This window comes from Arthrobacter sp. zg-Y238, from assembly GCF_024385525.1.
Classification (GTDB): Bacteria; Actinomycetota; Actinomycetes; order Actinomycetales; family Micrococcaceae; genus Arthrobacter_B; species Arthrobacter_B jinronghuae.
On record NZ_JANFLU010000010.1, the window covers coordinates 54476 to 80749 of the forward strand.

The window sequence follows — 26274 nt, forward strand, 5'->3', positions numbered from 1 at the left end:
GGCAGCGGACTGCCCGGCGGCATCAGGGCCGGCACTCCCAGAATGCCACGGCACTGGCAGCGGCTACATTCAGCGAATCGACGCCCCCGCTCATCGGGATGCGTACGGCCAGGTCGACGCCGGCGAGGGTGGCCTCGGCCAGTCCGTCGCCTTCCGTGCCGAGGACCAGTGCAAGGCGCTCGTCGCGGCGGGCGCTCAGTTCATCCAGGGTCAGGGAATCCTCGCGCAGTGCCAGGGCAGCAGTCACAAAGCCGGCTTCACGGAGCTGTTCGAGTTGTCCCGGCCAGTCCGTCAGCCGCACCCACGGAACCTGGAAGACTGCTCCCATGCTTACGCGGATGGCCCGGCGGTACAGCGGGTCCGCACAGCGGGGTGTCACCAGCACGGCGTCCACCTGCAGGGCAGCGGCGGATCGGAAGATCGCACCGATGTTGGTGTGGTCGACAATGTCTTCCAGCACCGCGATCCTGCGGGCCGTACCCAGCAGGCCGGGCAGGTCCAGGGGCGCAGGGCGTTCCATGGCCGCCAGGGCGCCCCGGTGCAGGTGGAAGCCGGTGATCTGCTCCAGGACCTCCGGCGTACCTACGTAGGCAGGCACGTCCGGGAACCGGGCCAGGACGTCCGCCAGGTCCGGAAGCCATTTCTCGGCCAGGAAAAAGGACCGCGGGCGGTGTCCGGCGTCGACCGCGCGGCGCAGGACCTTGGAGGATTCGGCAATGTACATGCCCTCCTCCGGTTCCCGCCGCTTCCGGAGGGAGGTGTCCGTGAGGGAGGTGTAGTCGTAGACGCGGGGATCGTCGGCGGACTCTAAATACTGGAGGTTCACCCGGAAACTGCTCCTAGCCGCGACGGGCAGTGGCCGAATACCGGCCGCCGTCGCGGCGCAGGTCCAGCGGCAGGTCAAAGGCGGTGCTCAGGTGTTCTTCGGTGAACACCTCTTCGATGGGACCGGACGCCACCACGCCGCCTTCGCGGAGCAGCAGGGCGTGGGTGAAACCGGTGGGGACTTCTTCCAGGTGGTGGGTGACCAGCACCATGGCGGGTGCTTCCTCGTCCCGGGCCAGTCCGCCGAGCCGGAACAGGAGGTCCTCTCGGCCTGCGAGGTCCAGGCCGGCGGCCGGCTCGTCCAGCAGCAGCAGTTCCGGATCCGTCATCAGGGCGCGGGCGATCTGGACGCGCTTGCGCTCCCCTTCGCTGAGCGAGGAGAAGCGGCGGTTCATGAAGGTGGACATGCCCCACTCGTGCAGCAGGCGGAAGGCGCGCCGTTCGTCGAGCTTTTCGTACTTTTCACGCCAGCGCCCGGTCATTCCGTAGGACGCCGTGAGCACCACGTTGAGGACTGTTTCGTCCTCGGGGATCTGCCCGGCAAGTGCCGCGGAGGCCAGGCCGATACGCGGGCGGAGTTCAAAGACGTCCACTGCGCCGAGGACTTCCTCGAGGATTCCCGCTACGCCTCGGGTAGGGTGCATCCGGCCGCTGGCAATCTGCAGCAGCGTGGTCTTTCCGGCACCGTTGGGACCCATAATGACCCAACGTTCCCCCTCCTTGACCTGCCAGTTAACGCCGTCCAACAGGTTTTTGCCGCCGCGGACAACGCTTACGCCGGCAAATTCAAGAACTTCACTCATAGCACTAGACATTAGGCTAAAGAAAGGGGCATTGGCGAAACGATGCGCCCGGCCGCCACGCAGACGCAGCCGGAGATCCCCGTACCGAACACGTACTTCCCCGTTGGACCGAGCAGAACGGAAACCATGCCGAACTCCCCCGAATACAGTGTCGTCAGCTACGGGCGGGACCTGTCCGACGCCTATCTGGGGGCGGTGCAGGGCGCCGTCTCCGGGTTGGGGGCACAGATCCTGGAACTGGAGAACGCTGCGGGGAACGGTTTCACCGTGTCCAAGCTTTATGTGGGGTACGACGGCGGCCTCCCCCGGCTGCGGCGCGCCGTCGCCGCAGCTGCGGCAGCCGTACCGGCACGGCCGGGCGGTGAGCAGAGCGCCGTGGTGCCGCCGTCGCTGCTTGAGGATGCCCGGAAGCTGCTGGTGCTGGACGTGGACTCGACCCTGATCAAACAGGAAGTCATTGAACTGCTGGCGGCGCATGCAGGACGGGAAGCGGAGGTCGCAGCGGTGACCGAGGCCGCCATGCGCGGGGAACTGGATTTTGCCGCGAGCCTGCATGCCCGGGTGAAAACGCTGGCCGGACTGCCGGCGTCCGTCATCGACGAAGTGGGGGCCAGGATTGAACTTTCCGACGGCGCGGAGCTGCTGGTGAAGGAGTTCCTTGCGGCCGGACACGGGGTTGCCGTGGTGTCGGGCGGTTTCACCCAGGTGCTTGACCCGCTGGCCGATCGCCTGCGGCTCAGCTTCCGCCGGGCGAACCTCCTGGAAATAAAGGACGGGGTGCTGACCGGCGCGGTGTCCGGGGAAGTCGTGGACCGTGCGGTCAAGGCGCGTTCACTGGCCGAGTGGGCGCGGGCCCTGGAGGTGGCACCCGGGTCCACTATTGCGGTGGGCGACGGCGCCAATGACCTGGACATGCTCGCGGCGGCCGCACTGGGAGTGGCGTTTAACGCCAAACCGGCAGTGCAGGCCGCCGCGGATGCCGTGGTGAACCTGCCCCAACTGGACGTGGTTCAGCACTTCGTGAAGCTTTAGGCGGGCCCGCCTGCCGCTCCCGCGGTCAGGTAGTCCGCACCGCCCACGTATTCGGTGTGGCCGGACGGAACATCGGCCGTGGCCATGCGCGCTACTTCGGCGCCGAACTCCTGCACCGAGTAAAGCCTTCCGGCTTCTTCGCGGCGGGCTTCGATGGCGCCCGGGTTGGCCCGGTCCAGCAGGGTGGCCGTCACGGTGCCTTCGATCATGTCACCCGAGACCACCACCAGGGTGATGCCCTTCTCTTCCAGCTGCGGGAGCATGCTGCGCAGTGCATCCTCGCCGGCACGCTTGCTGAGTGCGACGGCTTCGTATTCCGGCATGGTCGGCACCGACTTGATGAAGTGCGCCTGGTGGCTGGTGACGAAGACCACCCGCGAACCGGCAGGCATCACTTCGAGGGCAGCAGTGAGCATGTTGACCTGCGCGTCGCGGTTCAGCTTCAGCGCGTAGTTCTCTTCCACGCCGGTTTCCATGCCGCCGGAGGCATTGAGCACCAGGACGTCGAGCCCGCCGAAGTTTTCCTGCGCAGCGGCCACCAGGGCAGCTGTCCCCTCGGCGGCGGTGAGGTCTGCGCCAACGGCGACTGCGCGTCCGCCGGCTTCCTCAATGGCAGCCACCACCTTGTTGGCACGCGGTGCCTTTTGGCGGTAGTTGACGACGACGCCGGCACCCTCGGCTGCCAGGAACCGGGCCACTTCGGCTCCGATTCCGCGCGATGATCCGGTGACTATCGCTGCTTTGCCCTCCAGCAGACCCATGTGAACTCCTTGTTGTAGAAAGTATCTAAGCGTTCAGCTCTTTGAACCCATCCTGCCAGCCGGGAACCCGGCTGGCAGTTGAGGAAACCTCCAATGATTCCGGAGCGCCGCGTTGGGCCGGGCTAGTGCCCCATGCCCAGGCCGCCGTCGACCGGGATGACCGCACCGGAAATGTAGCCTGCCTCGTCGCCCGCAATCCAGCGCACCACGTTGGCAACTTCCTCCGGCTCGGCGAACCGGCCGGCGGGGATGGAGGACAGGTAGTTCTTCTGCGTGTCCTCGGGCAGGGCACGGGTCATGTCGGTGTTGATGAAGCCCGGCGCCACGACGTTGGCCGTGATGTTGCGGGAACCCAGTTCGCGGGTGAGGGAACGGGCAATGCCGATCAGTCCGGACTTGGAGGCGGCGTAATTGATCTGCCCGGGTGAACCGTAGAGCCCGACCACCGAGGAGATCAGGACCACCCGGCCCTTCTTCATCCGGAGCATGCCCTTGGACGCACGCTTGACCACCCGGAAGGCGCCCGTGAGGTTGGTGTCAATCACATCGGAGAAATCGTCTTCACTCATCCGCAGCAGCAGCATGTCCCGGGTAATTCCGGCATTGGCCACGAGGACTTCAACCGGCCCGTGCGCAGCCTCCACCTCGGTAAACGCGGCATCAACCGATGCCATATCCGTCACATCCGCCTTGACGCCCAACATTCCGTCGGGGACCTCGCCGCTGCGGTACGTGATGGCCACGCGGTCACCTGCGGCGAGGAACGACTTGGCGATTGCCAGTCCGATTCCGCGGTTTCCTCCGGTCACCAGGACGCTGCGGCCGGACTCGTTCTCTGTTGTGTTCTGCACGGATGTTCCTTCTTTCAGCCAGCGATTGGGGGTTGTCTCGATCCTACGTGCGCCGGATTCAACTTCTGCAACGCTGCTGCTAGTGAGAGAATGAACGAACCTGTTTGGAGGGTGAGGAAGACTACCGATGGCTACTGATGGCTAGGGACACGAACCGCGGGGAGAGCGTCCCCAGAATCACCGACGCACCCAGCCCGCACACGGACGAAATGCGCGCGCGCATGATCAAGTACAGCGTGTCCATGGGCATCCGTGTGGTCTGCCTGTTCCTGATGTTCTTCGTGCACGGCTGGTTGCTGTGGGTGGTGATTGCCGGAGCGGTGGTGCTCCCCTACTTCGCAGTCATCATTGCCAACGGAGGGTCGGATTCCCGCCTTATGACCGCCTCGGATGCGATGATTGACAGTCCGCCGGCCACAACGCTGGACGCTCCGCGGGCGGCGGAAGAACCCGGAGAAAGTCCCGAAACCACTGTGTTGCCGGGCGAAATCGTAGACAATGACTACGAAATCCATGACGACGAAGACAAGGCCTGATCCCCCAGCATGAACCTCCTCGACTCCCTCTCCGGCAACCCGGACACAGGCGCCGGCACCCCGGTGTGTTCCCGAAAGGCCTGCCGGCTCAACGCCGGCTGGCAGCTGCTGTGGAACAACCCCCGCATCCATACCCCGGAACGCCGCAAGACCTGGCTTGCCTGCGATGAGCACCGGGACTGGCTGGAGGATTACCTGCGTACGCGCGGCCTCTGGAAGGAAACTCTCCCGCTGAACGGCAGCACTGAAGGTGGTACGGCGTAGATGTACCGTTTCCTCTTTTCGGCCCGCTGGCTCGGCTGGTTTGTCCTCGTCTGCGTCCTTGCTGCTGCCTGTGTGGGTCTGGGTCAGTGGCAGATGGACCGCCGCGCAGCCTCCCTGGCCGATACCGACCGGATTGAATCCAATTACGACGCCGCGCCGGTCCCCTATGACGAGGCCAAGGACTACTTCGACACGTACGACGAAGCAGTCGAATGGCTGCCCGTGAAGCTTGAGGGAACGTACGACTCCTCCGAGCAGCGCATCATCCGCAACCGCCCGCTGAAGGGCCGGCCCGGCTACGAGGTCCTGGTGCCGCTGAAGCTTGATGACGGCACCAGCGTGGCGGTCAACCGCGGCTGGCTGCCGATCGGCGACGACGAGGCCGGCAGGCCGGACAGCATCCCTGCCGCCCCCGAGGGACGGGTGAGCGTGGTGGCCCGGATCAAGGCCGCCGAACCCACCCTGACCCGCAGCGCCCCTGAAGGCCAGCTGCCCTCGATCGACCTGGGCGCCTTTGCCGAGCAGCTGGACTATCCGCTGCATCAGGGCTCCTACGGGCTTATGGCCAGCGAGGACCCGGGGCCCGCCGTCGTACCCGAAAGCGCGCCGCGGCCGGAAGTGGACGACGGCCTGCACCTCTCGTATGGGCTGCAGTGGTACGGGTTCGCGCTGATGATGTTTATCGGGCTGGGTTACGCGGCACGGCAGGAAGCCCTGAACCGCTATTACGAGGGCATCGACGACGAAGACGAAGAGGACGACGACGAAATTATCGCCGCCCACCCGGCTCCGTCCCGGCGTCGTCCGCCGCGCCGCAGGAAGCGCGGACCCACCGGCGAAGAGGAAGAGGACGCGATCCTGGACGCTCAGGGGTTCTAGCCCCGACCGTTCCCCGCACACTCCCACTGGCACAAAGGCGGCCCTGCTCCAATCGGAGCAGGGCCGCCTTTTTGTACGGGGATGGGTGGGCGGTTAGGCCAGGGTCACCAGGTCAAGGTAGTTCTCGTTCCAGTGGTCCTCGTCGCCGTCCGGCAGGAGTACTACGCGTTCCGGGTTCAAGGCCGCAACGGCGCCCTCATCGTGACTGACCATCACCACGGCACCGGTGTAGTTGCTCAGGGCGCCCAGGATCTCGGCACGCGACGCAGGGTCAAGGTTGTTGGTAGGTTCGTCCAGCAGCAGGACGTTGGCGGAAGAAGCCACGATGGTGGCCAGGGCCAGGCGCGTTTTCTCGCCGCCGGAAAGGACTCCGGCCTTCTTGTTGACGTCGTCGCCGCTGAACATGAAGGAACCCAGCACGCTGCGGACCTCGGCGTCGTCCATGTCCGGGGCGGAGGAGCGCATGTTCTCCAGGACGGTCCGGTCTGTATCGAGGGTCTCGTGCTCCTGGGCGTAGTAGCCCACCTTGAGTCCGTGTCCGGCAATGACCTTGCCGGTGTCCGGCTTGTCGACGCCGGCCAGCATCCGCAGCAGGGTGGTCTTGCCGGCGCCGTTGAGGCCCAGGATGACTACCTTTGAACCGCGGTCAATGGCCAGGTCCACGTCGGTGAAGATCTCCAGGGACCCGTAGCTCTTGCTGAGGCCCTCGGCGGTCATGGGGGTCTTGCCGCACGGGGCCGGATCCGGGAAGCGGAGGGCTGCCACGCGGTCATTGGCGCGGACGGCGTCCAGGCCGCCCATCAGGCGGTCCACGCGCTTGAGCATGCTCTGGGCCGCGGAGGCACCGGACGCGCGGGCCTTCATCTTGTTGGCCTGGGCCAGCAGGATGCCGGCCTTCTTTTCGGTGTTGGCACGTTCGCGCTTGCGGGCGCGCTCGTCGGTCTCGCGCTGGACCTTGTAGCGCTTCCAGTCCATGTTGTAGATGTCGATGGTGGCGCGGTTGGCGTCCAGGCTGAAGACCTTGTTGACGGTCGCTTCGAGCAGCTCGGTATCGTGGCTGATCACGATCAGGCCGCCGGTGTGGTTCTTCAGGAACTCGCGCAGCCAGGCGATGGAGTCGGCGTCGAGGTGGTTGGTGGGCTCATCGAGGAGCATCGTCTCGGCGTCGGAATACAGGATGCGGGCCAGTTCCACGCGGCGGCGCTGGCCGCCCGAGAGGGTCTTCAGGGGCTGGTTCAGCAACCGGTCCGGCAGGGCCAGGTTGGAGCAGATGGTGGCCGCTTCGGATTCGGCAGCATACCCGCCGGCAGAGAGGAACTCGGACTCCAACCGGTCATAGCGGTTCATGGCCTTCTGCGAGATCTTCGGATCATCGCTGGCCATCTCGTCCTGGCACTTCTTCAGCTGCGCGGAAACCTTGTCCAGACCGCGGGCGGAGAGGATCCGGTCCCGGCCCAGCTGGTCCATGTCCGGGGTGCGCGGATCCTGGGGCAGGTAGCCGATGTCGCCTACGCGCTTGACGGTGCCGGCGGCCGGGAGGGCTTCGCCGGCGAGAACCTTGGTGAGGGTGGTCTTGCCGGCGCCGTTGCGGCCGACCAGCCCGATTTTGTCTCCCTTGTCAACACGGAATGAAACCGCTTCCATGAGCAGCCGTGCGCCTGCACGCAGCTCGAGACCAGATACGGAAATCACTCAGTGGACCTTTCGAAGGTTTTTGTATTGCAGATACGCTGCGCGGTGCGCGGGCCTTGAACGGTGGGATTCCACCGAGGCGGGAAGGGTCACATTGACCGGTCATGGGGGCCTGGTTGGCCGTAACAGCCTTTCCAGTCTAGCCGCCCATGCCCATTTGTAGAAAACCTCCAATGGAATCCCGCTCCGGCGCAGCTAATGTTCGAAACGCAATCCGGACCGTTTTTCTTCCCCTACAAGGAAAAGTGCAGCGATGAACAACACATCGGCCGACGCGCCGCGCCCTCTCTCCGGCACCGGCTCCGGTCCCCACGGTTCCCATGGCTCCCCCGGTTCACATTGGTCCCCCGGTTCACCGGGCGCGCCGTCGCGCTCCCGGTGGACCTCCGCGGACCTGTCCCTGATTGCCGTCTTCGCCGCCCTTACCGCCGTGTTCTCCATCCTTCCCGGCGTGCCGCTGGGGGCCGGTGTGCCGATCACCCTGCAGACTCTGGCGGTAATGCTTACCGGGATGCTGCTTGGCTCCGGGCGCGGAGCCGCAGCTGTGGGCCTCTTCCTGGCAGCGGGCCTGGCCGGCCTGCCGGTCTTCAGCGGTTTCCGCGGCGGCCTGGGTGTCCTGGCCGGGCCGTCGGCAGGGTATCTGCTGTCCTTCCCGGTGGCGGCTGCCGTCGTCGGCCTGCTGTCCGGACTGGTGCTGCGCCGCGTCCGCCGGGGGCGGACTGTCCTCCTGTTTGCCGCGGGACTGGCCACGAGCTTCGCCGTGGTGCATCCGGCCGGTATCGCGGGACTGATGCTGAACGGGCACCTGTCCTTCCCCGCGGCGCTGGCAGCGGACATGGCGTTCTGGCCCGGTGACGTGCTCAAGAACCTGTTTGCCGCCGCGGTGGCCGTCAGCGTCTTCAAAGCCTTCCCGCGCATGGCTGTTCGGGACCGCGGTGCCCGCTGATGTCCTGCATCCTGCTGCAGGACGTTTCCGTGGTTCCTCCCAAGGTGCCCGGGGAGTCTGCGGAACCGATCCTGCACCCGCTGTCGCTGAAGCTGGACACGCCCCGCACCGCCGTCGTCGGCGCCAACGGCTCGGGCAAGTCCACCCTGCTGAAGCTGCTGAACGGGCTGGTGCTGCCGGACACCGGCACGGTCAGCGTGGACGGCCTGGACACGGCGCGGCACGGAGCGGATGTGCGGCGGCGGGTCGGGTTCGTTTTCACCGATCCCCTCTCGCAGCTCGTGATGCCCACGGGGCGGGACGACGTCGAACTGTCCCTGCGTGCCTCGATCCGGAACAGGTCCCAGCGGCGCGCAGCGGCCGAAGTTCGGCTGTCGGCGCTGGGGCTGCTGGAACTGGCGGACCGAAGCATCTATGACCTTTCCGGCGGAGAACGCCAGTTGATGGCTCTGGCATCGGTGCTGGCGGTCGAGCCCGCCGTGCTGGTGGCAGATGAGCCCAGCACGCTGCTGGACCTGAGGAACACTGCCCGGCTGCGGGAAGTCTTTGCCTCCCTGCCGCAGCAGGTTGTCTACACCACCCATGACCTGGATTTCGCTGCCGACGCGGACCGGGTGCTGGTGATGGACAGCGGGCGGGTGGTGTTCGACGGCGGACCGCGCGAAGGTATCGCCGCGTACCGGGCGCTGGCGCTGGGGGTGGGATGAAGCGTTCCACTGGCTCAAATGACCTGCTGGGCGCCTACCGCCCGGGCACCTCTGAGGTGCATGCGGCACCGCTGGGAGTGAAGGCCGGCGTCCTGGTTGTGCTGTCCGTGGCTGTGCTGGTGCTGCGCTCCCCTGTGGTGTTGGCGGTTGCCACGGTCCTGGTGCTGGCCGCCTATGCCTGCGCCCGGCTGTTGCGGGAGGTCTGGGTGCCTCTGAAGCTAATGTGGCCTGTCCTGGTGCTGCTCGGGGTTTTCCAGTGGTGGGCGTCCGGCGTGTTGGCGGCGCTGCTGGTGACCGGCAGCATTGCGGTCTGCGTAGTGGCGGCCCGGCTGCTCACGCTGACCACCGCCCCTCAGGTGCTCCTGGACGGGCTCGTGTCGCTGGCCCGTCCGCTCCGACCGTTCGGTGCGGATCCGGAACGTTTCGGGCTGACCCTTGCGCTGATGCTGCGCAGCATTCCGTTCCTGCTCGGGTCCGCCCGGGACGTGCGCGAATCTGCCATGGCCCGCGGACTGGAGCGCAATCCCCGTGCGCTGACCGTTCCGGTGGTGATCCGTGCGGTTGCCTATGCCCGGCAAACGGGTGATGCGCTGGCTGCACGGGGCATCGGTGAGGACTCCTCCGACGCGAAGGTTGCCAAAGGCAACCGATAACCTGAGGGGCATGAGTTTCAATAACAACGCGCGTCTGGATTCCTCCCGGGTCAGTGATCGGCGCGGCAAGGGTAAGGGCATTGCAGTCGGCGGCGGACTGGGCGGCGGGCTGCTGCTGATCCTGTCCCTGTTCTTCGGATCGGACGTGATTGACGGGCTCGGGCTGAGCGACGGCTCCGGCGTAGCTGCCGGCGAGGCGCAGTCGGAGAGCATCGACACCTGCTTGAACGGCGAAGACGCCAACGAACGGCTGGACTGCCGCATTCTGGGCACTGCCGAAAGCCTGGACAGCTTCTGGGAACCGTATCTGGACGGATACGGCCTGACCTACACGGAGCCCGGCGTGGTGCTCTTTACCGACCGGACCACTTCCGGCTGCGGCACGGCGACCAGCGCTGTCGGGCCGTTCTACTGCCCGGCAGACGAGCAGACCTATTACGACACCGCCTTCTTCTCCGACCTCGTCACCAACTACGGTTCCTCCGGCGGTCCGTTGGCGCAGGAATACGTGGTGGCGCACGAGTTCGGCCACCACATCCAGCAGATCACCGGCTCCAGTGCGGGCCGGAACGCCGATCCTCAGGGTGCGGAGTCTGCCTCCGTACGCACCGAGCTGCAGGCCGACTGTTATGCCGGCCTCTGGGCACGGCATGCGGCGGACCAGCCGGCTCCGGGCTCGGACGTGCCTTTCCTATCGCCGTTCACCGAATCCGACATTAGTGACGCCCTCTCTGCGGCGTCCGCCATCGGCGATGACCGGATCCAGGCTTCGGCTACCGGGCAGGTCAACCCGGAGAGCTGGACCCACGGTTCCAGCGCCCAGCGTCAGGCATGGTTCCTTGCCGGCTATAACGACGGCGGCAGCCTGGAAACGTGCGATACCTTCAGTGCTGCGGATCTGTCCCGCCCGTAGGGCCTGTTCCGGGCGGCTCTATCCCGGGCGGTTCTATCCCGGATGATTCGTCTTCCCCTCGGGCCTGACCGAACCAAGTCGCGATGTCCCTAGGGCCTGACCCAACGCCCAACGTCCGTCTCGCCCTTGGGGCCGACCCAGTGCCGGGCCCCAAGGGGTGCGTTCGAACGAGGCGTTCGACTAAGGCAGTGCAGGTCAGAATGGCGCTACTGCCTCGGGCTCATCGTCCGGGTGCGAGGCCGGGTGCGGGTCCGGGTGCGAGGCCGGGGGCGGTGCCGGGTGTGGGTCCGGGGGCGGGTCCGGGTGCGGCGGTCCGAGTTCCAGGAACGGCTCGGTCCGGTAAACCCTTCCGGTCGGCGAAGTCCATTCGATCACCCCGGGTTCGGGCTGGCACGCTTTCCAGAAACCCAGGGTCTTGAAGCGGTGGTGCCGACGGCAGAGGTGCTCCAGGTTCCCGTGGTCCGTTGGGCCGCCGCGGGCCCAGTCGACCGTGTGGTCGATGTCCGCGTTCGCGGTGCTGACCCGGCACCCGGGGAACCGACAGGTTCCGTCCCGGGCACGGAGCCAACGGCGGAGCCCGGCCGGGACTTTCCGCCGCCTCCCTACCCCAAGGATTTCGCCGGTATGCGGGTCCTGGGCCAATCCGGTCCATCCGACGGCGTTCCTAGCGAGCCTGCGTGCCGCTTCGGCGCTGATGGGCCCGTAGCCGTGGAGTTCGGCGGGTTGGTCGTCGGCTCCGAAGAGGGTTTCGGCGTTGATCAGGACCATGATTTCCGTCCGAGGGACGGTTCCCTCGTCCGGTCCGTTTGGTCCGTTTGGTCCGTTTGAACGATCGGGGGCGCCCTCCGAGCCGCTGGCAAAGCCGGTTCTGTCCTCGTCCCGGGTGGCTGTGCCAGTGTCATTGCTGGTGTGGCCGGTGCCGGGTCGGACACCGGTCGCGTCTCGGGTTCCGGCCGTCGCGAAAAGTCCCCGGTGGCCGCCCATCAGCAGCTGAGCCAGAATATCCGCACGCAGTTGATCCGTGGTCCGGGAATCCCCGGCGGACTGTTCATCGCGGGCCGCAGTGCTGAGGGCCGTGTAGATCTGCTGGGCTTCTGCCGCCTGCAGATAGGCCGAGAGACAGGACATGCCGTCTTCTTCCCGGTCCAGGGTGACCTTGCGCTGCTCGAACGCGGTCAGGTGCCGTTTGTTGATGGTGTCCGGATAACGTTTCTCGCGCAGCCGGCGGGCCTTGGCGGAGAACTGGGCCCGGGTCTGCCCCTCCGCTGCCTTCAGCAGGTCCGCCTCGAATTCAGGGAGCGCCGCGGCGGGAACGTTTTGGCACTGGTCCAGTACCACCTGCGCGTGCTGGTAACTAAGCTGTCCTTCTTCCAGGGCGGTCAGGGTGGCGGTATGGGTGCTGCACAGTTCGCCCGCTTCGAACATCATCCGCTGGGCCGTGACCTGCGGGAGATTCAGGATGGCGGCGCATTCGGCCGCTGCGAGGCTGAAAGCGATCCCGGGTTTATCCCGCTCCGACGGGTCGAAGAAGTTGTGCCGGAAGATTTGCTCCATCTGGTTCAATAGGTGAGCCCGCTGCGCCTGCCCCCAGGAAATCAAATGCTCCATCCGGACCAAAGCATCGCCCACCATTTGGGCATCGAACGACTCAAGGTTCTGCAGGGCCAGAGTCCCGGTAAAGCCGTCCGGATACCCGCTGGCAGGACTCCCGGCTTCGGAGACACCGGCATCGGCGTCGCCGGCGTCAGGATCGGGAGCGGCGGAGGCGGAAGCTGCGGGACGGCCGGCCTCGGCGGGCCCGGCAGGGACGGGACCCTCGTCAGGGACGGCATGCTCAGCTGGCTCGGTGCCAGGCTTGGCCTCAGCGGCCACGGAAGGCTCGGCCTTCAGTTCTGCCCGGTACACCGACAGGCTGCAGGCCGAACAGGGCTCATCCGTTTCACCAGCGGTGCCGTCCGGCCGCTGGGCTTCACTGCCTGGTTCTTCGGTTGTCCATTCGGTGTTCCCGAGCTGATCCATACCTCACAATTTCATCCCGCACTGACATTCCCGGGCCAAAAACAGGCCCAACGGACCTGATCCGAAAACCGGAAATACCCGTCTTTTGAACGCAACTACCTACCCCGGACGCGCCAGTTGCGTTGGCCTGTTCACGGACCATCGACTCGGGCATCGGGGCGGTAGACACGGCCTACACCCAGCCCCTCAACTTAGGCTCCCGGCATTCCCACAGCAGTCGCAGGGATAGATGCGGCCAGCCAGACTCCTGAATCCGATTGGTAGAAAGATACCCCTTGGGCCACGGCCACCCGGGTATCCACCGTAAGGATCACGGGATCGGCGTCCTTGCGCTGTCCCACCTGACGAGCCTGCTCCACGGAGTCCGACAGATGGACGTATTGCCGCCGCATGGGCAGAATTCCGTCTGCGCAAATCTGCGGTACAGCAGCAGGTGAGGTCCCATGGAACAGCACCGCGGGCGGTGAACCGGGCTCCCCTGCCGGCTCCACCGGCACGGAGTGGCCGTGCACGGCACGAATTCGACCGTCCCTTATCTGGTGCCGTTTCTTCTCCGCTGCTTCAAGCACCTCGTGAAGCACCGCCTCGTCAACGGACTCCCACTCCGGGCCCAGCCGGTGCAGGGCGCTGAGCACCTCACTAACCGGCGCCCAACCCTCCGGATCCAGCTCCAGCGCATACTCTCCCGGAGCATGACGCAGCGCATGGGACAACACCCGGCTGATCTCTGTCCGGCTCGGTGCCTTAGCCATCGGTCCCACTTTCCTCAACGTGACAACTGACCTTCCCCGCGCAACAGGTGCCACGGATCCAAATCGACCACGCCGCACTCGATCATCCGGGCGTAAAGCGGCGGCAGGGGCTGCTCCGGCATCCTAGGCCGCCGGCTGTCCGACGTTAACTTCGGTGAAATCGCGGCAAAGCAGCCACCGGCCGTCCTGGAGCCGCCAGGATTCCAGCAGCAGTGCCCGCCCGGTCACGTCGCCGTCCGAACGGTACGTCATTTCGTAGAACACCACTGCTTCGTCCCGGCCGCGGGGCGTGACCGTCCGGAAGTCCGCATGCACGGTGCTCCCCCGCAGGGCGGACACGGTGCCGCCAAAACCTTCGCGGGCAGTCGCTGCATCAAACGGCTCAGTGATGGCTGCTTCGGACCCCAGCCAGCCGTGGTAATCCGGTGACAGGAAGGTTTCGATGGGAGCGCTGTCCCCCGAAGCCATGGCCTCGTTCCACGCCGCCAGATACTGGTCATGAAAATGGATGCTGTTCCCCATGGCGCACACGCTAGCACGCAGACAGGGCCGCTTCCCCGCATTGGGGAAACGGCCCTGCCTGTTGCCGGTTCAGCTACTAGGTGCAGAACCCTTTAGATGTTGAAGCCGAGGGCGCGCATCTGGTCGCGGCCGTCGTCGGTGATCTTGTCAGGTCCCCACGGCGGCATCCATACCCAGTTCAGGCGCCACTCATCAACGACGCCGTCCAGTGCCTGGGCGGTCTGCTCTTCAAGCACATCGGTCAGCGGGCAGGCCGCCGTCGTCAGCGTCATGTCGATCAGCAGTGCGCCGTCCTCGGCGTACTTCAGGCCGTAGAGCAGGCCAAGGTCAACGACATTCACCCCAAGCTCGGGGTCAATGACGTCCTTGAGAGCCTCTTCGACGTCCTCGAGGGACGTGGAGGCCAGATCGGAGTCGCTCATATTTGCTCCTTCAGCTGTCTTTACTACGCGCCGGCTGCGGCGTTGGCGCCGGTGAAGCGGTCGTAGCCTTCTTCTTCGAGGCGGTCGGCAAGTTCGGGGCCGCCCTGCTCGGCAATGTGGCCGTCAACGAAGACGTGAACAAAGTCGGGCTTGATGTAACGAAGGATACGCGTGTAGTGCGTGATGAGCAGCGTGCCCATGCCGCCCTTGGAGTGCTCGCGGTTAACGCCTTCGGAAACGATCTTCAGGGCGTCGACGTCGAGGCCGGAGTCGGTCTCGTCGAGGATGGCGATCTTCGGGTGGAAGAGTTCCATCTGCAGGATCTCCACGCGCTTCTTCTCGCCGCCGGAGAAGCCCTCGTTGACGTTGCGCTGGGCAAAGTCGGCGTCGATGCGAAGGTCGGCCATGGCCGCCTTGACGTCCTTGGTCCAGTGGCGCAGCGAGGGGGCTTCGCCGTCGAGCGCGGTCTTGGCGGTGCGCAGGAAGTTGGTCATGGTGACGCCGGGAACCTCGACCGGGTACTGCATGGCCAGGAAGAGACCGGCGCGGGCACGCTCGTCCACGCTCATGGCCAGAACGTCTTCGCCGTCCAGCGTGATGGAGCCGCTGTCCACGCTGTACCGCGGGTGACCGGCAATGGTGGAGGCCAGAGTGGACTTGCCGGACCCGTTGGGGCCCATGATGGCGTGCGTCTCACCGGTGTTGATGGTCAGGCTGACACCCTTCAGGATCGGCTTGCGGCCCTGTTCGGTCTCAATGCTGACGTGAAGATCCTTGATCTCAAGAGTAGACATGCGAGTTGGCTTTCTCCTTTGCACCCGCGGGTGCGTTACTAAGCTTTGGGGATGGAAGGCGAGAGGGTCCGGGTGCCGGATTACTCCGACACCCGGACTCGGTCTCAGTAGGCTCCGGAGGCTTCGAGCTCGCGCTCGACGGCGTCGGTGAGACGCTCTTCCAGGGCAGGTACCTTGATCTGCTGGATGATCTCGGTAAGGAAGCCCCGGACCACCAGGCGGCGGGCGGTGTCCTCGGGGATACCGCGTGCCATCAGGTAGAACAGGTGCTCGTCGTCGAACCGGCCGGTAGCGCTGGCATGGCCGGCACCCTCGATCAGTCCGGTTTCGATCTCCAGGTTCGGTACGGAGTCGGCGCGGCCGCCGTCGGTCAGCAGCAGGTTGCGGTTGACTTCGTACGTGTCGGTGCCTTCTGCTTCCTTGCGGATCAGGACGTCCCCAACCCAGACGGTGTGCGCGTCGCGGCCCTGCAGGGCTCCCTTGTACATCACGCGGGACTTGCAGTTCGCCACCGCGTGGTCCACGAACAGGCGCTGTTCCAAGTGCTGGCCGGCGTCGGCGTAGTACAGGCCGAACATCTGCACGTCGCCGCCGGTGGCGGTGAACTTGGAGGACGGGGTGACGCGCACCAGGTCGCCTCCGAGGCTCACGACGACGTGCTTGAACTTCGCGTCGCGGCCGATCTTGGCGTACTGCGCGGAGGCGTGCACGGCGTCGTCGTCCCAGTCCTGAACGGACACCACGGTCAGTTCAGCACCGTCGCCGACGACGATTTCCACGTTCTGGGACAGCACCGCGGAACCCTTGTGGTCCAGGACCACAACACCCTTGGAGAACTTCTCCGCGGTGATCACGATGTGCTGCGCGGCCGGATCCTTGCTGACACCGTTGATGGTCAGCGTGACGCTGCCGTCAACTACGGTCTCGGCGGGAATGGTCACGGCAGTGGCCTCGCGGAAGTCTTCCCACGCGGCTGCGGCAACCCGGTCTTCAGGGATGCCGGCCGAACCGATACGGGCGTCGGTGCGGGCAATGCTTTCGACCCGCACGCCGTCGGGGGCGACGACGGCCAGCTCGGGAGCCGTTCCGTCGAGGTCCGCGGTGTGCAGTCCGCGCAGGCGCTTGAGCGGGGTGAACCGCCAGTCTTCTTCGCGGCCGGTCATTCTGCCGAAGTCAGCCCGGTGGAAGGAGGTGGTGCGGCCGGCGCGTGAGCTGTCCGGGATGCCCTCTCCGCCACCATGGCTGTGGGACTTGCTGCTGTCGCCGCCCAGCGGTGAGGAGTCCTCGTTCAGCGGGGAGAGGTTTTCGCCCTCCTCGGTGAAGCCGTCAATGCGCACACGGTTGGTTTCCTTGGGGGAACCTACCTTCGCCTTGACCTCCTCCACTACATTGCTGACCTTTTCGGTCACGGTTTCGACGACGTCGTTAAGCTTCGACATTAACCGACGGCTCCTTCCATCTGGAGTTCGATGAGGCGGTTGAGTTCAAGGGCGTATTCCATCGGCAGTTCACGTGCGATCGGCTCGATGAAGCCGCGCACGATCATTGCCATTGCCTCGTCCTCGGGAAGGCCGCGGGACATGAGGTAGAACAGCTGCTCCTCGCTGACGCGGGAGACAGTGGCTTCGTGGCCCATGGTGACGTCATCTTCGCGGATGTCCACATACGGGTACGTGTCCGAGCGCGAAATGGTGTCCACCAGCAGGGCGTCGCAGCGCACGGTGTTGGCCGAGTGCGTGGCGCCTTCGCGGACCTGGACCAGGCCGCGGTAAGCGGCACGGCCGCCGCCTCGGGCCACGGACTTGGAAATGATGGAGCTCTTGGTGTTCGGGGCAATGTGGACCATCTTGGATCCGGTGTCCTGGTGCTGGCCCTCGCCGGCAAAGGCGATGGACAGGGTCTCACCCTTGGCGTGCTCGCCGACCAGGTAGACAGCCGGGTACTTCATGGTGACCTTGGAGCCGATGTTGCCGTCGATCCATTCCATGGTGGCGCCCTCGTGTGCAATGGCGCGCTTGGTCACCAGGTTGTACACGTTGTTGGACCAGTTCTGGATGGTCGTGTAGCGGACGCGGGCGCCCTTCTTCACGATGATTTCGACGACGGCGGAGTGCAGCGAATCCGACGTGTAGATCGGCGCGGTGCAGCCCTCGATGTAGTGGACGTAGGAATCCTCGTCCGCAATGATCAGGGTGCGCTCGAACTGACCCATGTTCTCCGTGTTGATACGGAAGTAGGCCTGCAGCGGGATCTCCACGTGGACGCCCTTGGGGACGTACACGAAGGAACCGCCGGACCACACGGCAGTGTTCAGCGAGCCGAACTTGTTGTCACCGACGGGGATGACGGTGCCGAAGTACTCCTGGAACATTTCCGGGTGTTCCTTCAGCGCGGTGTCGGTGTCCAGGAAGATGACGCCCTGGCGTTCCAGGTCCTCGCGGAGCTGGTGGTAGACAACCTCGGACTCGTACTGCGCTGCGACGCCGGAAACCAGGCGGCCGCGCTCAGCTTCGGGGATACCGAGCTTCTCGTACGTGTTGCGGATGTCCTCGGGGAGGTCTTCCCAGGTGTTGGCCTGCTTCTCCGTGGAACGGACAAAGTACTTGATGTTGTCGAAGTCGATGCCGGAGAGGTCTGCGCCCCAGGTCGGCATCGGCTTGCGCTCAAAGTACTTCAGGCCCTTCAGGCGAAGGTCCAGCATCCACTGCGGCTCGTTCTTCTTAGCCGAAATGTCGCGGACGACTTCTTCACTCAGGCCGCGGCGGGCCGTAGCACCGGCGATGTCCGAGTCTGCCCATCCGTACTCGTATGTACCGATGCCCTCGAGTTCGGGGTTCTTCTCCAGGATGTCTGAAATCACAGACTCCGGCACCATGGAAGGTGCCGTTGGCTTCTGGGTTACTTGATCCGTCATCACGGCCTTTCTTGCTGATGAATGGATGTGGACTGGTTGGTCTCGGCGTGCAGTGGAACCTGCGGCGCGGATCGGGTCCGACCCACGGGGATGTGGGTCGTACAAACGTGGCCGCCGCGGGAGAGGGTGGACAGTCGGCGGACGTCCACCTCCAGCAGGCGGGCAAAAACTTCGGTCTCCTTGTCACAGAAGACGGGGTAGGCCGTGGCGAGTCCCTGGATGGGGCAGTGCGCCTGGCACAGCTGAATGCTCAGCAGCGTGCTCTTTTTCGCGGTGGCGCCGATCATGGTGGTCGATGCGACGAAACCGTCCTTCGTCAGTTCGGCAGCCAGCGCTTCGGCGCGGTCGGCGAGTTCGGGACCGGCGGCGTCGACGACGGGCCGGTAACGTTCCTCCATCCGGCCGAACCGCTCCGCGGCAAACGCCTCGATCGCCTGGGGTCCAAGGGCTGCACCGAGCTGGCGAAGCGCCTCGGTGGCGATGTCGAGGTAGTCGTTACCCAGATGGGCCTGTCCCTGCGGGCTCAATACGTACCGCCGGGCGGGCCTTCCTGCACCGGAAGAGGAATTGCGGACGAGCTTGATCTGGATCAGGCCCTTCCCCGAGAGGGCGTCAAGGTGCCGGCGCACGGCGGCGGGCGTGAAGCCCAACCGTTCCCCCAGCTCCGCGGCACTGACCGGGCCGTGCTCCAGAACCGCACCCAGAACCTTGTCCCGGGTACGCTCCTCCGCTTCGCGGGCAGCGCTCGGCACGGCCGCCGCCTTAGTCTCAGAGTTGTTCACAGAATACACAACACAAGCATGACCTAATCTGTTCCCCGATTCCACTAAGGCAAGGCTTGCCATCGCCATGCTCCATCGCGCGCGTCCGCCCGTGCGGGGCCCTGTACTACCTAACGTAGAATATGCAGGTGCCTATCGATGAACCCTGCCTGACCATTAAAGGCCTAATCAAGGACTGCGGCCCGGTTGCTGGTCTCGACGGCAAAATGATCCGTGTGCTGGCCGGCGTCGACTTCACCGCCCGCCGCGGATCCGTCACTGCCCTCCTCGGTGCCAACGGAGCAGGCAAGACCACCACGCTTGAATGCGCCCAGGGCCTGCAGTCCATTGACGGCGGGGAAATCCGCCTGCTCGGACAGGACCCTTACCGTGCCGATGCCCACCTCCGCAGCCGCGTAGGCGTGATGCTGCAGGAAGGCGGGCTCCCGCCGTCGGCCCGTCCCGTAGCCCTGCTTGAGCATGTGGCCCGGATGTATGAGGCGCCCCGGCCGGTCGCCGAGCTTGTGGACCGCCTGGGCATCCGCAGCTTCGCCGACACTGGCATCCGGCGCCTCTCCGGCGGGCAGAAGCAGCGACTGGCCATGGCCGCGGCCCTGATCGGCCGTCCGGAGGTCCTTTTCCTGGACGAACCCAGCGCCGGCCTGGATCCCCAGTCACGCCAGATCGTGTTCGAGCTGATCTCCGAGCTGCGGGACGAAGGGCTCGGCATCATCCTCACCACGCACCTGATGGACGATGCGCAGAAGCTGGCCGACTATGTCTACATCATCGACGCCGGCAAGACCGTCGCCTCGGGTACCGTGGCCGAACTCATTTCCTCCACCGGCTCCACGGCCGAGCAGCGGTTGCTGACGTTCGACGCCGAACCCGGCCTCGACGTCGTCGCCCTCGCCTCGGGGCCGCTGCACCATCTGGAGGTGGAGGAAGCCGCGCCCGGGCACTACGGCGTCCGCGGTGCCCTGACTCCCCACGACCTGGCCGCACTGGCCGCGTGGTGGGCGGAACGGAACATTCTTCCTTCTTCAGTGCACATGGCTTCGCGTACCCTCGAGGACGTTTTCCTCGACCTGTCCGGAAGGACCATCCGTTGAGTGCTCCCGCATCGCTGCCCGCGCGCATCCTGAACCAGGGCCGCTATGAGGCCCTGACGATGCTGCGCAACGGTGAACAGCTGATCCTCGCCGTGGTCCTGCCGCTGCTGGCCATGGTGGCCCTGGTGGTCACCCCACTGCTGGACGGTTACGGAACCAGCCGGATCAACATGGCTGCCCCCGGCATCTTCGCCCTCTGCGCAATGTCCACTGCTTTTACCGGGCAGGGCATCGCCACCGGCTTTGACCGCCGGTACGGGGTGCTCCGCTACCTGTCCACCACTCCCCTGGGCCGCACCGGCCTGATTGCCGGGAAGGTCATTGCGGTCCTGGCCGTCCTGGTCATCCAAGTGGTGCTGGTCTCGGTTGCGGCGCTGCTGTTCGGCTGGCAGCCGGAGCTGAGCGGGTTGCTGCCCGCCGCCGTGCAGCTGGTGCTGGGCGCGGTGGCGTTCACTGCCCTGGGCCTCCTGGTCGCCGGGACCGTACGGCCCGAGGCCACCTTGGCCATTACCAATCTGCTGTGGATCCTCCTGGCTGCCGCCGGCGGTATCATCATCCCGGTAGGCAACCTGCCCCATGTACTGCAGCCGTTTATCGAGGTCCTCCCCTCCGCGGCCCTTGGTGACGCACTGCGCTCGGCCCTGATCGACTCGCAGTTCAACATTTCCGCCACGCTGATCCTTCTGGCGTGGACAATACTGGGCGGCCTGGGTGCTGTCCGCTGGTTCAAATGGAGTTAGAAACCGTGTCACAGACCTCGGCCGGTGTCCCCGCCCGGCAATCGAACAGTCCGCTACCGGTGGCCGGACGCCTCATCCGCAACCTTGCCGTTGCCTCACTGGTGGCCAACATAGTAATCGTGGTGACCGGCGGTGCCGTACGCCTGACTGCGTCCGGACTGGGTTGTCCCGAATGGCCGCTGTGCACGGCTGATTCGCTGGTCACGACCCCGGAGATGGGGCTGCACGGCGTCATCGAGTTCGGCAACCGGCTGCTCACTTTCGTGCTGACGGCCATTGCCTTCGCGATGGTCTTCTCCGTGTGGCGCCTGCGGTCCGAACGCCGCGATCTCTGGTGGCTTTCCGTTGCCCTGCTGGCCGGCGTCCCGGCCCAGGCCGTCATCGGCGGGATCACCGTCCTGACCGACCTCAACCCGTGGGTGGTGGGCCTGCACTTCCTTGCCTCCACCGTCATGATCACCGTGGCCGTGGTCATGGTGAACCGCTCAAGGCTTTCCGCGATGGATCTTCAGGCACGCCATGCGCCGCTGGCAGACAAGAGCCTCCGTCCCGTCCTGGGCGCCATCGGTGTCCTCTCCGCCCTGACCGTGGTGCTGGGCGTTGTGGTCACCGGATCCGGACCGCATGCCGGCGACCATGGAGCTGCCCGCAACGGCTTGAATCCGGATCTGATTACGCGCATCCACGTAGTGCCCGTTTACCTGCTGGTCTTTGCGCTGGCCGTGGCCCTGTACCTGGTGTTCCGCCGGGCGACCGATGCCCGGGTGCGCAAGGCCGTGATGGTGCTGACCGTCGTCGTACTGGCACAGGCAGCCATCGGCTACGTGCAGCACTTCCTGCACCTGCCCATTGCCTTGGTGGCCCTGCACATGCTCGGTGCCTGCCTGCTGACGGCCGCTGCGGCCCAGGCCGTCTACATCGGCTTCAACAAGCAGGTTCCCGGTGGAGCCGCCATCGCAGTGCGGCAGGCACGGCGGGCAGGAGCTGGCCGGAAGGCTGGGACCGTTCGCAAGTAACGGGCGCATGCCTATTGAAGGGCCGGACTCCCCGCGGGGTCCGGCCCTTCTTTCTTGTCCGGGGTACTGCGTGCGGGAGGGTTGTCGCCCGGTCGGTGTCCCACGCCCTGGTGCTGATGATGCGGGTGCGACCCCGGCAGCCCCAGGAGTCCCAAAGCCTGGGATGCTGGGGGTTGTCTCCCGCACGGCGTCCCACGCCCTGGTGTTGCTGATACGGGGGTGACCCCAGCAGCAAGAGGAGTCCCAAAGTGTGGGATGCTGTGCACGCAAGGGGTTGTCTCCCGCACGGTGTCCCGCTGCCAGGGAAACCTGTGTCGGGCGTGCTGGTTGTACAGATAACGGGGTTATGCGCGGGCCCGGGGGTGCTGGTTGTACAGATAACGGGGTTATGCGCGGGCCCGGCGTGCTGGTTGTACAGATAACGGGGTTATGCGCGGGCCCGAGGGTGCTGGTTGTACAGATAACGGGGTTATGCGACCTTCTTGGCCCCGTTATCTGTACAACCGGCGACAAGGGAAACCCATCGGGCCACGCGGTGCTCCCCGATGAGGAACGGGGTGCTGTAACAGGCACGTAGGACGTTCCGGGTTAGGCGGCTTCAATACTCCCTGCGAACTCTGCGAACTCTGCGAACTCTGCGAGCCGGGAACTTCGTTGCCGCCGTTCCGGAACGCCCGGAGCGCGCGTGGCAACCAAGAAGCCCGCAACCAAGAAGCCCGCAACCAAGAGTCCCGCACACAACAATGGCCGGACCCCGAAGGGATCCGGCCATCGGAAAGCGGAAGGCTAGAGCAGCGCGCCGCCCACGAACGGATCCACGGCCAGGGCCAGGAAGAGGATCGTGAGGTAGCTGATGGACAGGTGGAAGACCTTCATGGCGGACTTGTCATTGAGGTCTTCGCGCTGCGCCTTGGAGTGCAGCTTGTGGGCCTCGGCCACGAACCAGCCGCCGGAGAGCAGTGCGGCGATGGTGTAGACCCAGCCGGCACCGCCCACGGGAACCAGCAGCAGCGAGCAGGCCACGGTGGCGTAGGCGTATAGCACCACCTGGACGGAGACGAGCTTGGCGCCGGCCACCGCACCGAGCATCGGCACGCTGGCGTTGCGGTAGTCCTCGCCGTACTTCATGGACAGCGGCCAGTAGTGCGGCGGTGTCCACAGGAAGATGATCATGAACAGGATGATGGCCGGCCATTCCACCTTGTCGGTGACGGCAGCCCACGCGATGAGTACCGGCATGCAGCCGGCGGCGCCGCCCCAGACAATGTTCTGGGTGGTGCGGCGCTTGAGGATCAGGGTGTAGAAGACCACGTACAGGAGGATCGCGCCGAGGCCCAGGAGGCCGGTCAGCGGGTTGGCCCCGAACCAGAGCAGGGCAATGGCGACAACGCCCAGCACCCACGCAAAGACCATGGCTTCCCGCGGAGACACCTCGCCGGTGACCAGCGGACGGTTCTTTGTCCGCTTCATCAGCTTGTCCATGTCGCGGTCGATATAGCAGTTGAAGGCACCGGCACTGCCTGCTGCCAGTGCGCCGCCGATCATGGTGACCAGGATCAGGCCCAGGGAAGGAAGTCCCTGCTCGGCGAAGATCATGGTGGGAAGGGTAGTCACGAGCAGGAGTTCGATGACGCGCGGTTTGGTGAGCGCCACGTAAGCCCGGACCTTGCGGCCCGCCGTCATCTTCCCCGTGTTGACCGGAGACTCGGCATGCTGGGTAGTCACGAAGCGATCACTTTATCCAATCTGGAACGAAAAATCCGTCCTAATCATAACCTCTATCGGCTGTAGAAATCGAAGCATGGAATACGCATGCGCCCGCACACCTGCAGGAACCGGAACAGCTCAGGGCCGAAGGCCGGGATCATGTGACAGAGGCGGGCAGGACGCAGCCTTAGAGGATAAGGTTGGAACGGACCTTTCCCGCGGCTAATTAGGCTGCGGCACGGGAAAAGCAGCAAACAGTATTAAGCAGTATCTGCGGCGTTCGCTGCGGAACGCGGAACAAGTTATGCCGTAAACGCGGTATGGATTTGCGTCTGCGGTTGGTTGTAGTGGTAAAGGAACCGGACGCACTCCGTTCACGGGGGCTTCCGGGCATGTCCGGCGCTGTACGGCGCCGGTTGTCTGTAGAGAGAGGGGCCCGGTAAACGTGCCACATATGGAAGAGCAAGAACTGATCTGGACCGAGACAGACCGCAAGGCTGTGGACACTGTCCGCGTCCTGGCTGCCGACGCCGTGGAGAAGGTGGGCAACGGCCACCCCGGCACCGCCATGAGCCTGGCTCCGGCCGCCTACCTTCTGTTCCAGAAGGTCATGCGCCACGACCCGTCCGATCCGCAGTGGATTGGCCGCGACCGCTTCGTCCTCTCCCCCGGTCACACCTCGCTGACGCTCTACATCGAGCTCTTCCTTTCCGGCTACGGCCTGGAACTCGAGGACCTGCAGTCCCTGCGCACCTGGGGTTCCAAGACCCCCGGCCACCCCGAATACCGGCACACCGACGGCGTGGAAATCACCACCGGCCCGCTGGGCCAGGGCCTTGCGTCCTCCGTTGGCTTCGCGTTCGCGCAGCGCCGCCTGCGCGGCCTGCTCGACGCCGATGCTGCCGAAGGCACCAGCCCGTTCGACCACACCATCTGGGTCATCGCGTCCGACGGCGACCTGCAGGAAGGCGTCACGGCCGAGGCCTCCTCGCTCGCCGGACACCAGGAACTCGGCAACCTCGTGGTGATCTACGACGAGAACCACATCTCGATCGAAGACGACACCGACATTGCCTTCACCGAAGACGTGCTCAAGCGCTACGAAGCCTACGGCTGGCACACCCAGCGGGTGGACTGGACCAAGACCGGCGAATACGTCGAGGACGTTCACGAGCTCTACAACGCCCTGATGGCAGCCAAGGCCGAAACGAACCGGCCTTCCATCATTTCCCTGCGCACCATCATCGGCTGGCCTGCACCGAACAAGCAGAACACCGGCAAGATCCACGGTTCCGCGCTCGGCACCGACGAAGTGGCCGCACTGAAGGAAACCCTGGGCTTTGACCCGGCGAAGAACTTCGACGTCGACCCCGAGGTCCTCGAGCACGCCCGCCAGGCAGTGGCCCGCGGCGCCGAGGCCCACGAGAAGTGGAATGAAGGTTTCAAGGCCTGGGAAGAAGCCAACGCCGAAGGCTCCGCTCTGCTGGCCCGCCTGGAAAAGGGCGAGCTGCCGGAGGGCTGGGAAGCATCGCTGCCCGTCTTCGAAGCCGGCAAGGATATGTCCACCCGCGCGGCTTCCGGCAAGGTCCTCTCCGCCATCGGCCCGGCACTGCCGGAACTGTGGGGCGGCTCCGCCGACCTCGCCGAATCCAACAACACCACCATTGAAGGCTCCCCCTCCTTCATCCCCGCCGGGAAGCAGACCAACGCCTGGTCCGGCAACCCGTACGGCCGGGTGCTCCACTTCGGCATCCGCGAACACGCCGCGGCATCGATCGTCAACGGCATCACGATGCACAGCAACACGCGCGCCTTCTCCGGTACGTTCCTGATCTTCAGCGACTACCAGCGTCCGGCCATCCGTCTCGGGGCACTGATGGGCGTGCCTGCCATCTATGTCTGGACCCACGACTCCATCGGCCTGGGCGAAGACGGTCCCACCCACCAGCCCGTGGAGCAGCTCGCTTCGCTGCGCGCAATCCCGGGGCTCGACGTCGTCCGCCCGGGCGACGCGAACGAGGTGGCCGTCGCCTGGCGGACCATTCTTGAGAACACCGAGAACCCGGCCGGCATTGTGCTGACCCGCCAGAACATCCCCACCTACGCCCGAGGGGAAGGCGCAGCCACCGCCACCGAGTTCGGCTCCGCCGAAGGTGCCGCCCGCGGCGGGTACGTCCTTGCCGAAGCCGTCCGCGACGGCAGCGTCGTGACGCCGGACGTCATCCTGGTGGGTACCGGTTCCGAGGTCCAGTTGGCTGTTGAGGCCCGCGAAGCACTCGCCGCCGAAGGCGTAGCCGCCCGCGTGGTGTCCATGCCGAGCATCGAGTGGTTCAACAAGCAGGACAAGGAATACCGCGAGTCGGTACTGCCCAAGGACATCCGCGCCCGGGTTTCCGTCGAAGCTGGAATTGCCCTCGGCTGGCGCGAAATCGTCGGCGACGCCGGCCGCAGCGTCTCCCTGGAGCACTTCGGCGCTTCCGCGGACTACAAGACGCTGTTCCGCGAATTCGGCATCACCGCCGACGCCGTGGCGCAGGCTGCGCGCGACTCCCTCGCCGCTGCCGGCGGCAACGGATCCGCCCCCGACGGCACCACCGGCGCCGCTTCCGGAGCACAGTCCACCGAGACCGGCGACCAGCAGTAATCCCCTTAC

At 65.5% G+C, this 26274-nt stretch carries 26 protein-coding genes; 12 read left to right on the plus strand and 14 right to left on the minus strand.

Annotation, left to right across the window (positions count from 1 at the left end):
* Positions 1–22: 22 nt before the first annotated feature.
* Positions 23–826: an RNA methyltransferase gene (locus tag NNX38_RS09175; protein ID WP_255797712.1), complete on the minus strand. Its 804-nt coding sequence runs from the start codon at positions 824–826 to the stop codon at positions 23–25.
* Positions 827–839: 13 nt separating this feature from the next.
* A complete protein-coding gene (locus tag NNX38_RS09180) occupies positions 840–1628 on the minus strand; it encodes an ABC transporter ATP-binding protein (protein WP_255797713.1) in 789 nt (262 codons plus the stop codon).
* A gap of 126 nt (positions 1629–1754) precedes the next feature.
* On the opposite strand from NNX38_RS09180, the gene serB reads away from it, so the two are divergent.
* Positions 1755–2660 carry a phosphoserine phosphatase SerB gene (gene serB / locus NNX38_RS09185; protein WP_255797714.1) on the plus strand — a complete coding sequence of 302 codons (906 nt, stop codon included), beginning with the start codon at positions 1755–1757 and terminating at the stop codon, positions 2658–2660.
* Here serB and NNX38_RS09190 read toward each other — a convergent pair.
* Complete coding sequence (locus tag NNX38_RS09190) at positions 2657–3421, minus strand: SDR family oxidoreductase (RefSeq protein WP_255797715.1); 765 nt, start codon at positions 3419–3421, stop codon at positions 2657–2659. The two genes, serB and NNX38_RS09190, sit on opposite strands and share 4 nt — an antisense overlap.
* A gap of 122 nt (positions 3422–3543) precedes the next feature.
* Positions 3544–4272, minus strand: coding sequence for a beta-ketoacyl-ACP reductase (locus tag NNX38_RS09195; protein WP_229951929.1), 729 nt, complete (start codon positions 4270–4272; stop codon positions 3544–3546).
* Between the two features lie 137 nt (positions 4273–4409).
* Here NNX38_RS09195 and NNX38_RS09200 point away from each other — a divergent pair, with 137 nt between their 5' ends.
* Genes NNX38_RS09200 through NNX38_RS09210 form a run of 3 tightly spaced genes read left to right on the plus strand, consistent with a single transcriptional unit; the run spans position 4410 to position 5951 of the window.
* The gene (locus tag NNX38_RS09200; protein WP_255797716.1) at positions 4410–4808 is read left to right on the plus strand and encodes a DUF3099 domain-containing protein; all 399 of its coding nucleotides are present in this window, start codon (positions 4410–4412) and stop codon (positions 4806–4808) included.
* Between the two features lie 9 nt (positions 4809–4817).
* The gene (locus NNX38_RS09205; RefSeq protein ID WP_255797717.1) at positions 4818–5072 is read left to right on the plus strand and encodes a hypothetical protein; all 255 of its coding nucleotides are present in this window, start codon (positions 4818–4820) and stop codon (positions 5070–5072) included.
* Positions 5073–5951, plus strand: coding sequence for an SURF1 family protein (locus NNX38_RS09210; RefSeq protein ID WP_255797718.1), 879 nt, complete (start codon positions 5073–5075; stop codon positions 5949–5951).
* A 93-nt stretch (positions 5952–6044) separates the two neighbouring features.
* Here the strand turns inward: NNX38_RS09210 and NNX38_RS09215 are convergent, their stop codons facing one another.
* Positions 6045–7643, minus strand: coding sequence for an ABC-F family ATP-binding cassette domain-containing protein (locus tag NNX38_RS09215; RefSeq protein WP_255797719.1), 1599 nt, complete (start codon positions 7641–7643; stop codon positions 6045–6047).
* 253 nt (positions 7644–7896) lie between these two features.
* On the opposite strand from NNX38_RS09215, the gene NNX38_RS09220 reads away from it, so the two are divergent.
* The 4 genes from NNX38_RS09220 to NNX38_RS09235 are packed head-to-tail and all read left to right on the plus strand — an operon-like array spanning position 7897 to position 10862.
* Complete coding sequence (locus NNX38_RS09220) at positions 7897–8589, plus strand: biotin transporter BioY (protein WP_255797720.1); 693 nt, start codon at positions 7897–7899, stop codon at positions 8587–8589.
* On the plus strand, positions 8589–9296 hold the full coding sequence (locus NNX38_RS09225; protein WP_255797721.1) for an energy-coupling factor ABC transporter ATP-binding protein: 708 nt from the start codon (positions 8589–8591) through the stop codon (positions 9294–9296). Before NNX38_RS09220 ends, NNX38_RS09225 begins: the two co-directional genes overlap by 1 nt.
* Complete coding sequence (locus NNX38_RS09230; RefSeq protein ID WP_255797722.1) at positions 9293–9949, plus strand: energy-coupling factor transporter transmembrane component T; 657 nt, start codon at positions 9293–9295, stop codon at positions 9947–9949. The genes NNX38_RS09225 and NNX38_RS09230 overlap by 4 nt, the downstream gene beginning before the upstream one ends.
* A 10-nt stretch (positions 9950–9959) precedes the next feature.
* Positions 9960–10862: a neutral zinc metallopeptidase gene (locus NNX38_RS09235; protein ID WP_255797723.1), complete on the plus strand. Its 903-nt coding sequence runs from the start codon at positions 9960–9962 to the stop codon at positions 10860–10862.
* Positions 10863–11057: 195 nt separating this feature from the next.
* Here NNX38_RS09235 and NNX38_RS09240 read toward each other — a convergent pair whose 3' ends face one another.
* The 8 genes from NNX38_RS09240 to NNX38_RS09275 form a co-directional block, all read right to left on the minus strand.
* Positions 11058–12881, minus strand: coding sequence for an HNH endonuclease signature motif containing protein (locus tag NNX38_RS09240; protein WP_255797724.1), 1824 nt, complete (start codon positions 12879–12881; stop codon positions 11058–11060).
* Between the two features lie 191 nt (positions 12882–13072).
* Positions 13073–13633: an RNA 2'-phosphotransferase gene (locus tag NNX38_RS09245; protein WP_255797725.1), complete on the minus strand. Its 561-nt coding sequence runs from the start codon at positions 13631–13633 to the stop codon at positions 13073–13075.
* A 123-nt stretch (positions 13634–13756) separates the two neighbouring features.
* Positions 13757–14155 carry a nuclear transport factor 2 family protein gene (locus NNX38_RS09250; RefSeq protein ID WP_255797726.1) on the minus strand — a complete coding sequence of 133 codons (399 nt, stop codon included), beginning with the start codon at positions 14153–14155 and terminating at the stop codon, positions 13757–13759.
* A gap of 92 nt (positions 14156–14247) precedes the next feature.
* Positions 14248–14577 (minus strand): metal-sulfur cluster assembly factor, encoded by a 330-nt coding sequence (locus tag NNX38_RS09255; RefSeq protein WP_227921694.1) that lies wholly within the window; start codon positions 14575–14577, stop codon positions 14248–14250.
* Between the two features lie 23 nt (positions 14578–14600).
* The gene (sufC, locus tag NNX38_RS09260; protein ID WP_229951940.1) at positions 14601–15371 is read right to left on the minus strand and encodes a Fe-S cluster assembly ATPase SufC; all 771 of its coding nucleotides are present in this window, start codon (positions 15369–15371) and stop codon (positions 14601–14603) included.
* Positions 15372–15475: 104 nt separating this feature from the next.
* Entirely contained in the window at positions 15476–16810 is a 1335-nt protein-coding gene (sufD, locus tag NNX38_RS09265) for a Fe-S cluster assembly protein SufD (protein ID WP_229951941.1), read from the minus strand.
* Complete coding sequence (sufB, locus tag NNX38_RS09270; RefSeq protein WP_304660392.1) at positions 16810–18285, minus strand: Fe-S cluster assembly protein SufB; 1476 nt, start codon at positions 18283–18285, stop codon at positions 16810–16812. The genes sufD and sufB overlap by 1 nt, the downstream gene beginning before the upstream one ends.
* Positions 18285–19037 (minus strand): MarR family transcriptional regulator, encoded by a 753-nt coding sequence (locus tag NNX38_RS09275; protein ID WP_255869319.1) that lies wholly within the window; start codon positions 19035–19037, stop codon positions 18285–18287. The genes sufB and NNX38_RS09275 overlap by 1 nt, the downstream gene beginning before the upstream one ends.
* Positions 19038–19189: 152 nt before the next feature.
* Between NNX38_RS09275 and NNX38_RS09280 the strand changes: the two genes are divergently transcribed.
* From NNX38_RS09280 to NNX38_RS09290, 3 genes are read left to right on the plus strand one after another with little or no spacing between them, the layout of a single operon-like run.
* Positions 19190–20158: an ABC transporter ATP-binding protein gene (locus NNX38_RS09280; RefSeq protein ID WP_255797728.1), complete on the plus strand. Its 969-nt coding sequence runs from the start codon at positions 19190–19192 to the stop codon at positions 20156–20158.
* Positions 20155–20898, plus strand: a complete 744-nt coding sequence (locus NNX38_RS09285) for an ABC transporter permease (RefSeq protein ID WP_229951944.1) — start codon at positions 20155–20157, stop codon at positions 20896–20898. The genes NNX38_RS09280 and NNX38_RS09285 overlap by 4 nt, the downstream gene beginning before the upstream one ends.
* A complete protein-coding gene (locus NNX38_RS09290) occupies positions 20889–21914 on the plus strand; it encodes a heme A synthase (RefSeq protein WP_304661634.1) in 1026 nt (341 codons plus the stop codon). The genes NNX38_RS09285 and NNX38_RS09290 overlap by 10 nt, the downstream gene beginning before the upstream one ends.
* Positions 21915–22700: 786 nt before the next feature.
* Here the strand turns inward: NNX38_RS09290 and NNX38_RS09295 are convergent.
* Positions 22701–23639 (minus strand): heme o synthase, encoded by a 939-nt coding sequence (locus tag NNX38_RS09295; RefSeq protein ID WP_255797730.1) that lies wholly within the window; start codon positions 23637–23639, stop codon positions 22701–22703.
* 436 nt (positions 23640–24075) lie between these two features.
* Here NNX38_RS09295 and tkt point away from each other — a divergent pair, with 436 nt between their 5' ends.
* Entirely contained in the window at positions 24076–26265 is a 2190-nt protein-coding gene (tkt, locus tag NNX38_RS09300) for a transketolase (protein WP_255797731.1), read from the plus strand.
* The last annotated feature ends 9 nt before the right edge of the window (positions 26266–26274 follow it).

Coding starts and splice junctions, on each gene's coding strand:
- NNX38_RS09240 (WP_255797724.1), bottom strand. CDS start 12,881: ATGGATCAGCTCGGGAACACCGAATGGACAACCGAAGAACCAGGCAGT.
- NNX38_RS09205 (WP_255797717.1), top strand. CDS start 4,818: ATGAACCTCCTCGACTCCCTCTCCGGCAACCCGGACACAGGCGCCGGC.
- NNX38_RS09235 (WP_255797723.1), top strand. CDS start 9,960: ATGAGTTTCAATAACAACGCGCGTCTGGATTCCTCCCGGGTCAGTGAT.
- sufD (WP_229951941.1), bottom strand. CDS start 16,810: ATGTCGAAGCTTAACGACGTCGTCGAAACCGTGACCGAAAAGGTCAGC.
- NNX38_RS09230 (WP_255797722.1), top strand. CDS start 9,293: ATGAAGCGTTCCACTGGCTCAAATGACCTGCTGGGCGCCTACCGCCCG.
- NNX38_RS09245 (WP_255797725.1), bottom strand. CDS start 13,633: ATGGCTAAGGCACCGAGCCGGACAGAGATCAGCCGGGTGTTGTCCCAT.
- NNX38_RS09250 (WP_255797726.1), bottom strand. CDS start 14,155: ATGGGGAACAGCATCCATTTTCATGACCAGTATCTGGCGGCGTGGAAC.
- NNX38_RS09290 (WP_304661634.1), top strand. CDS start 20,889: ATGGAGTTAGAAACCGTGTCACAGACCTCGGCCGGTGTCCCCGCCCGG.
- serB (WP_255797714.1), top strand. CDS start 1,755: ATGCCGAACTCCCCCGAATACAGTGTCGTCAGCTACGGGCGGGACCTG.
- NNX38_RS09190 (WP_255797715.1), bottom strand. CDS start 3,421: ATGGGTCTGCTGGAGGGCAAAGCAGCGATAGTCACCGGATCATCGCGC.
- NNX38_RS09225 (WP_255797721.1), top strand. CDS start 8,589: ATGTCCTGCATCCTGCTGCAGGACGTTTCCGTGGTTCCTCCCAAGGTG.
- NNX38_RS09210 (WP_255797718.1), top strand. CDS start 5,073: ATGTACCGTTTCCTCTTTTCGGCCCGCTGGCTCGGCTGGTTTGTCCTC.
- sufB (WP_304660392.1), bottom strand. CDS start 18,285: ATGACGGATCAAGTAACCCAGAAGCCAACGGCACCTTCCATGGTGCCG.
- NNX38_RS09280 (WP_255797728.1), top strand. CDS start 19,190: ATGCAGGTGCCTATCGATGAACCCTGCCTGACCATTAAAGGCCTAATC.
- sufC (WP_229951940.1), bottom strand. CDS start 15,371: ATGTCTACTCTTGAGATCAAGGATCTTCACGTCAGCATTGAGACCGAA.
- NNX38_RS09200 (WP_255797716.1), top strand. CDS start 4,410: ATGGCTAGGGACACGAACCGCGGGGAGAGCGTCCCCAGAATCACCGAC.
- NNX38_RS09220 (WP_255797720.1), top strand. CDS start 7,897: ATGAACAACACATCGGCCGACGCGCCGCGCCCTCTCTCCGGCACCGGC.
- NNX38_RS09180 (WP_255797713.1), bottom strand. CDS start 1,628: ATGAGTGAAGTTCTTGAATTTGCCGGCGTAAGCGTTGTCCGCGGCGGC.
- NNX38_RS09255 (WP_227921694.1), bottom strand. CDS start 14,577: ATGAGCGACTCCGATCTGGCCTCCACGTCCCTCGAGGACGTCGAAGAG.
- tkt (WP_255797731.1), top strand. CDS start 24,076: ATGGAAGAGCAAGAACTGATCTGGACCGAGACAGACCGCAAGGCTGTG.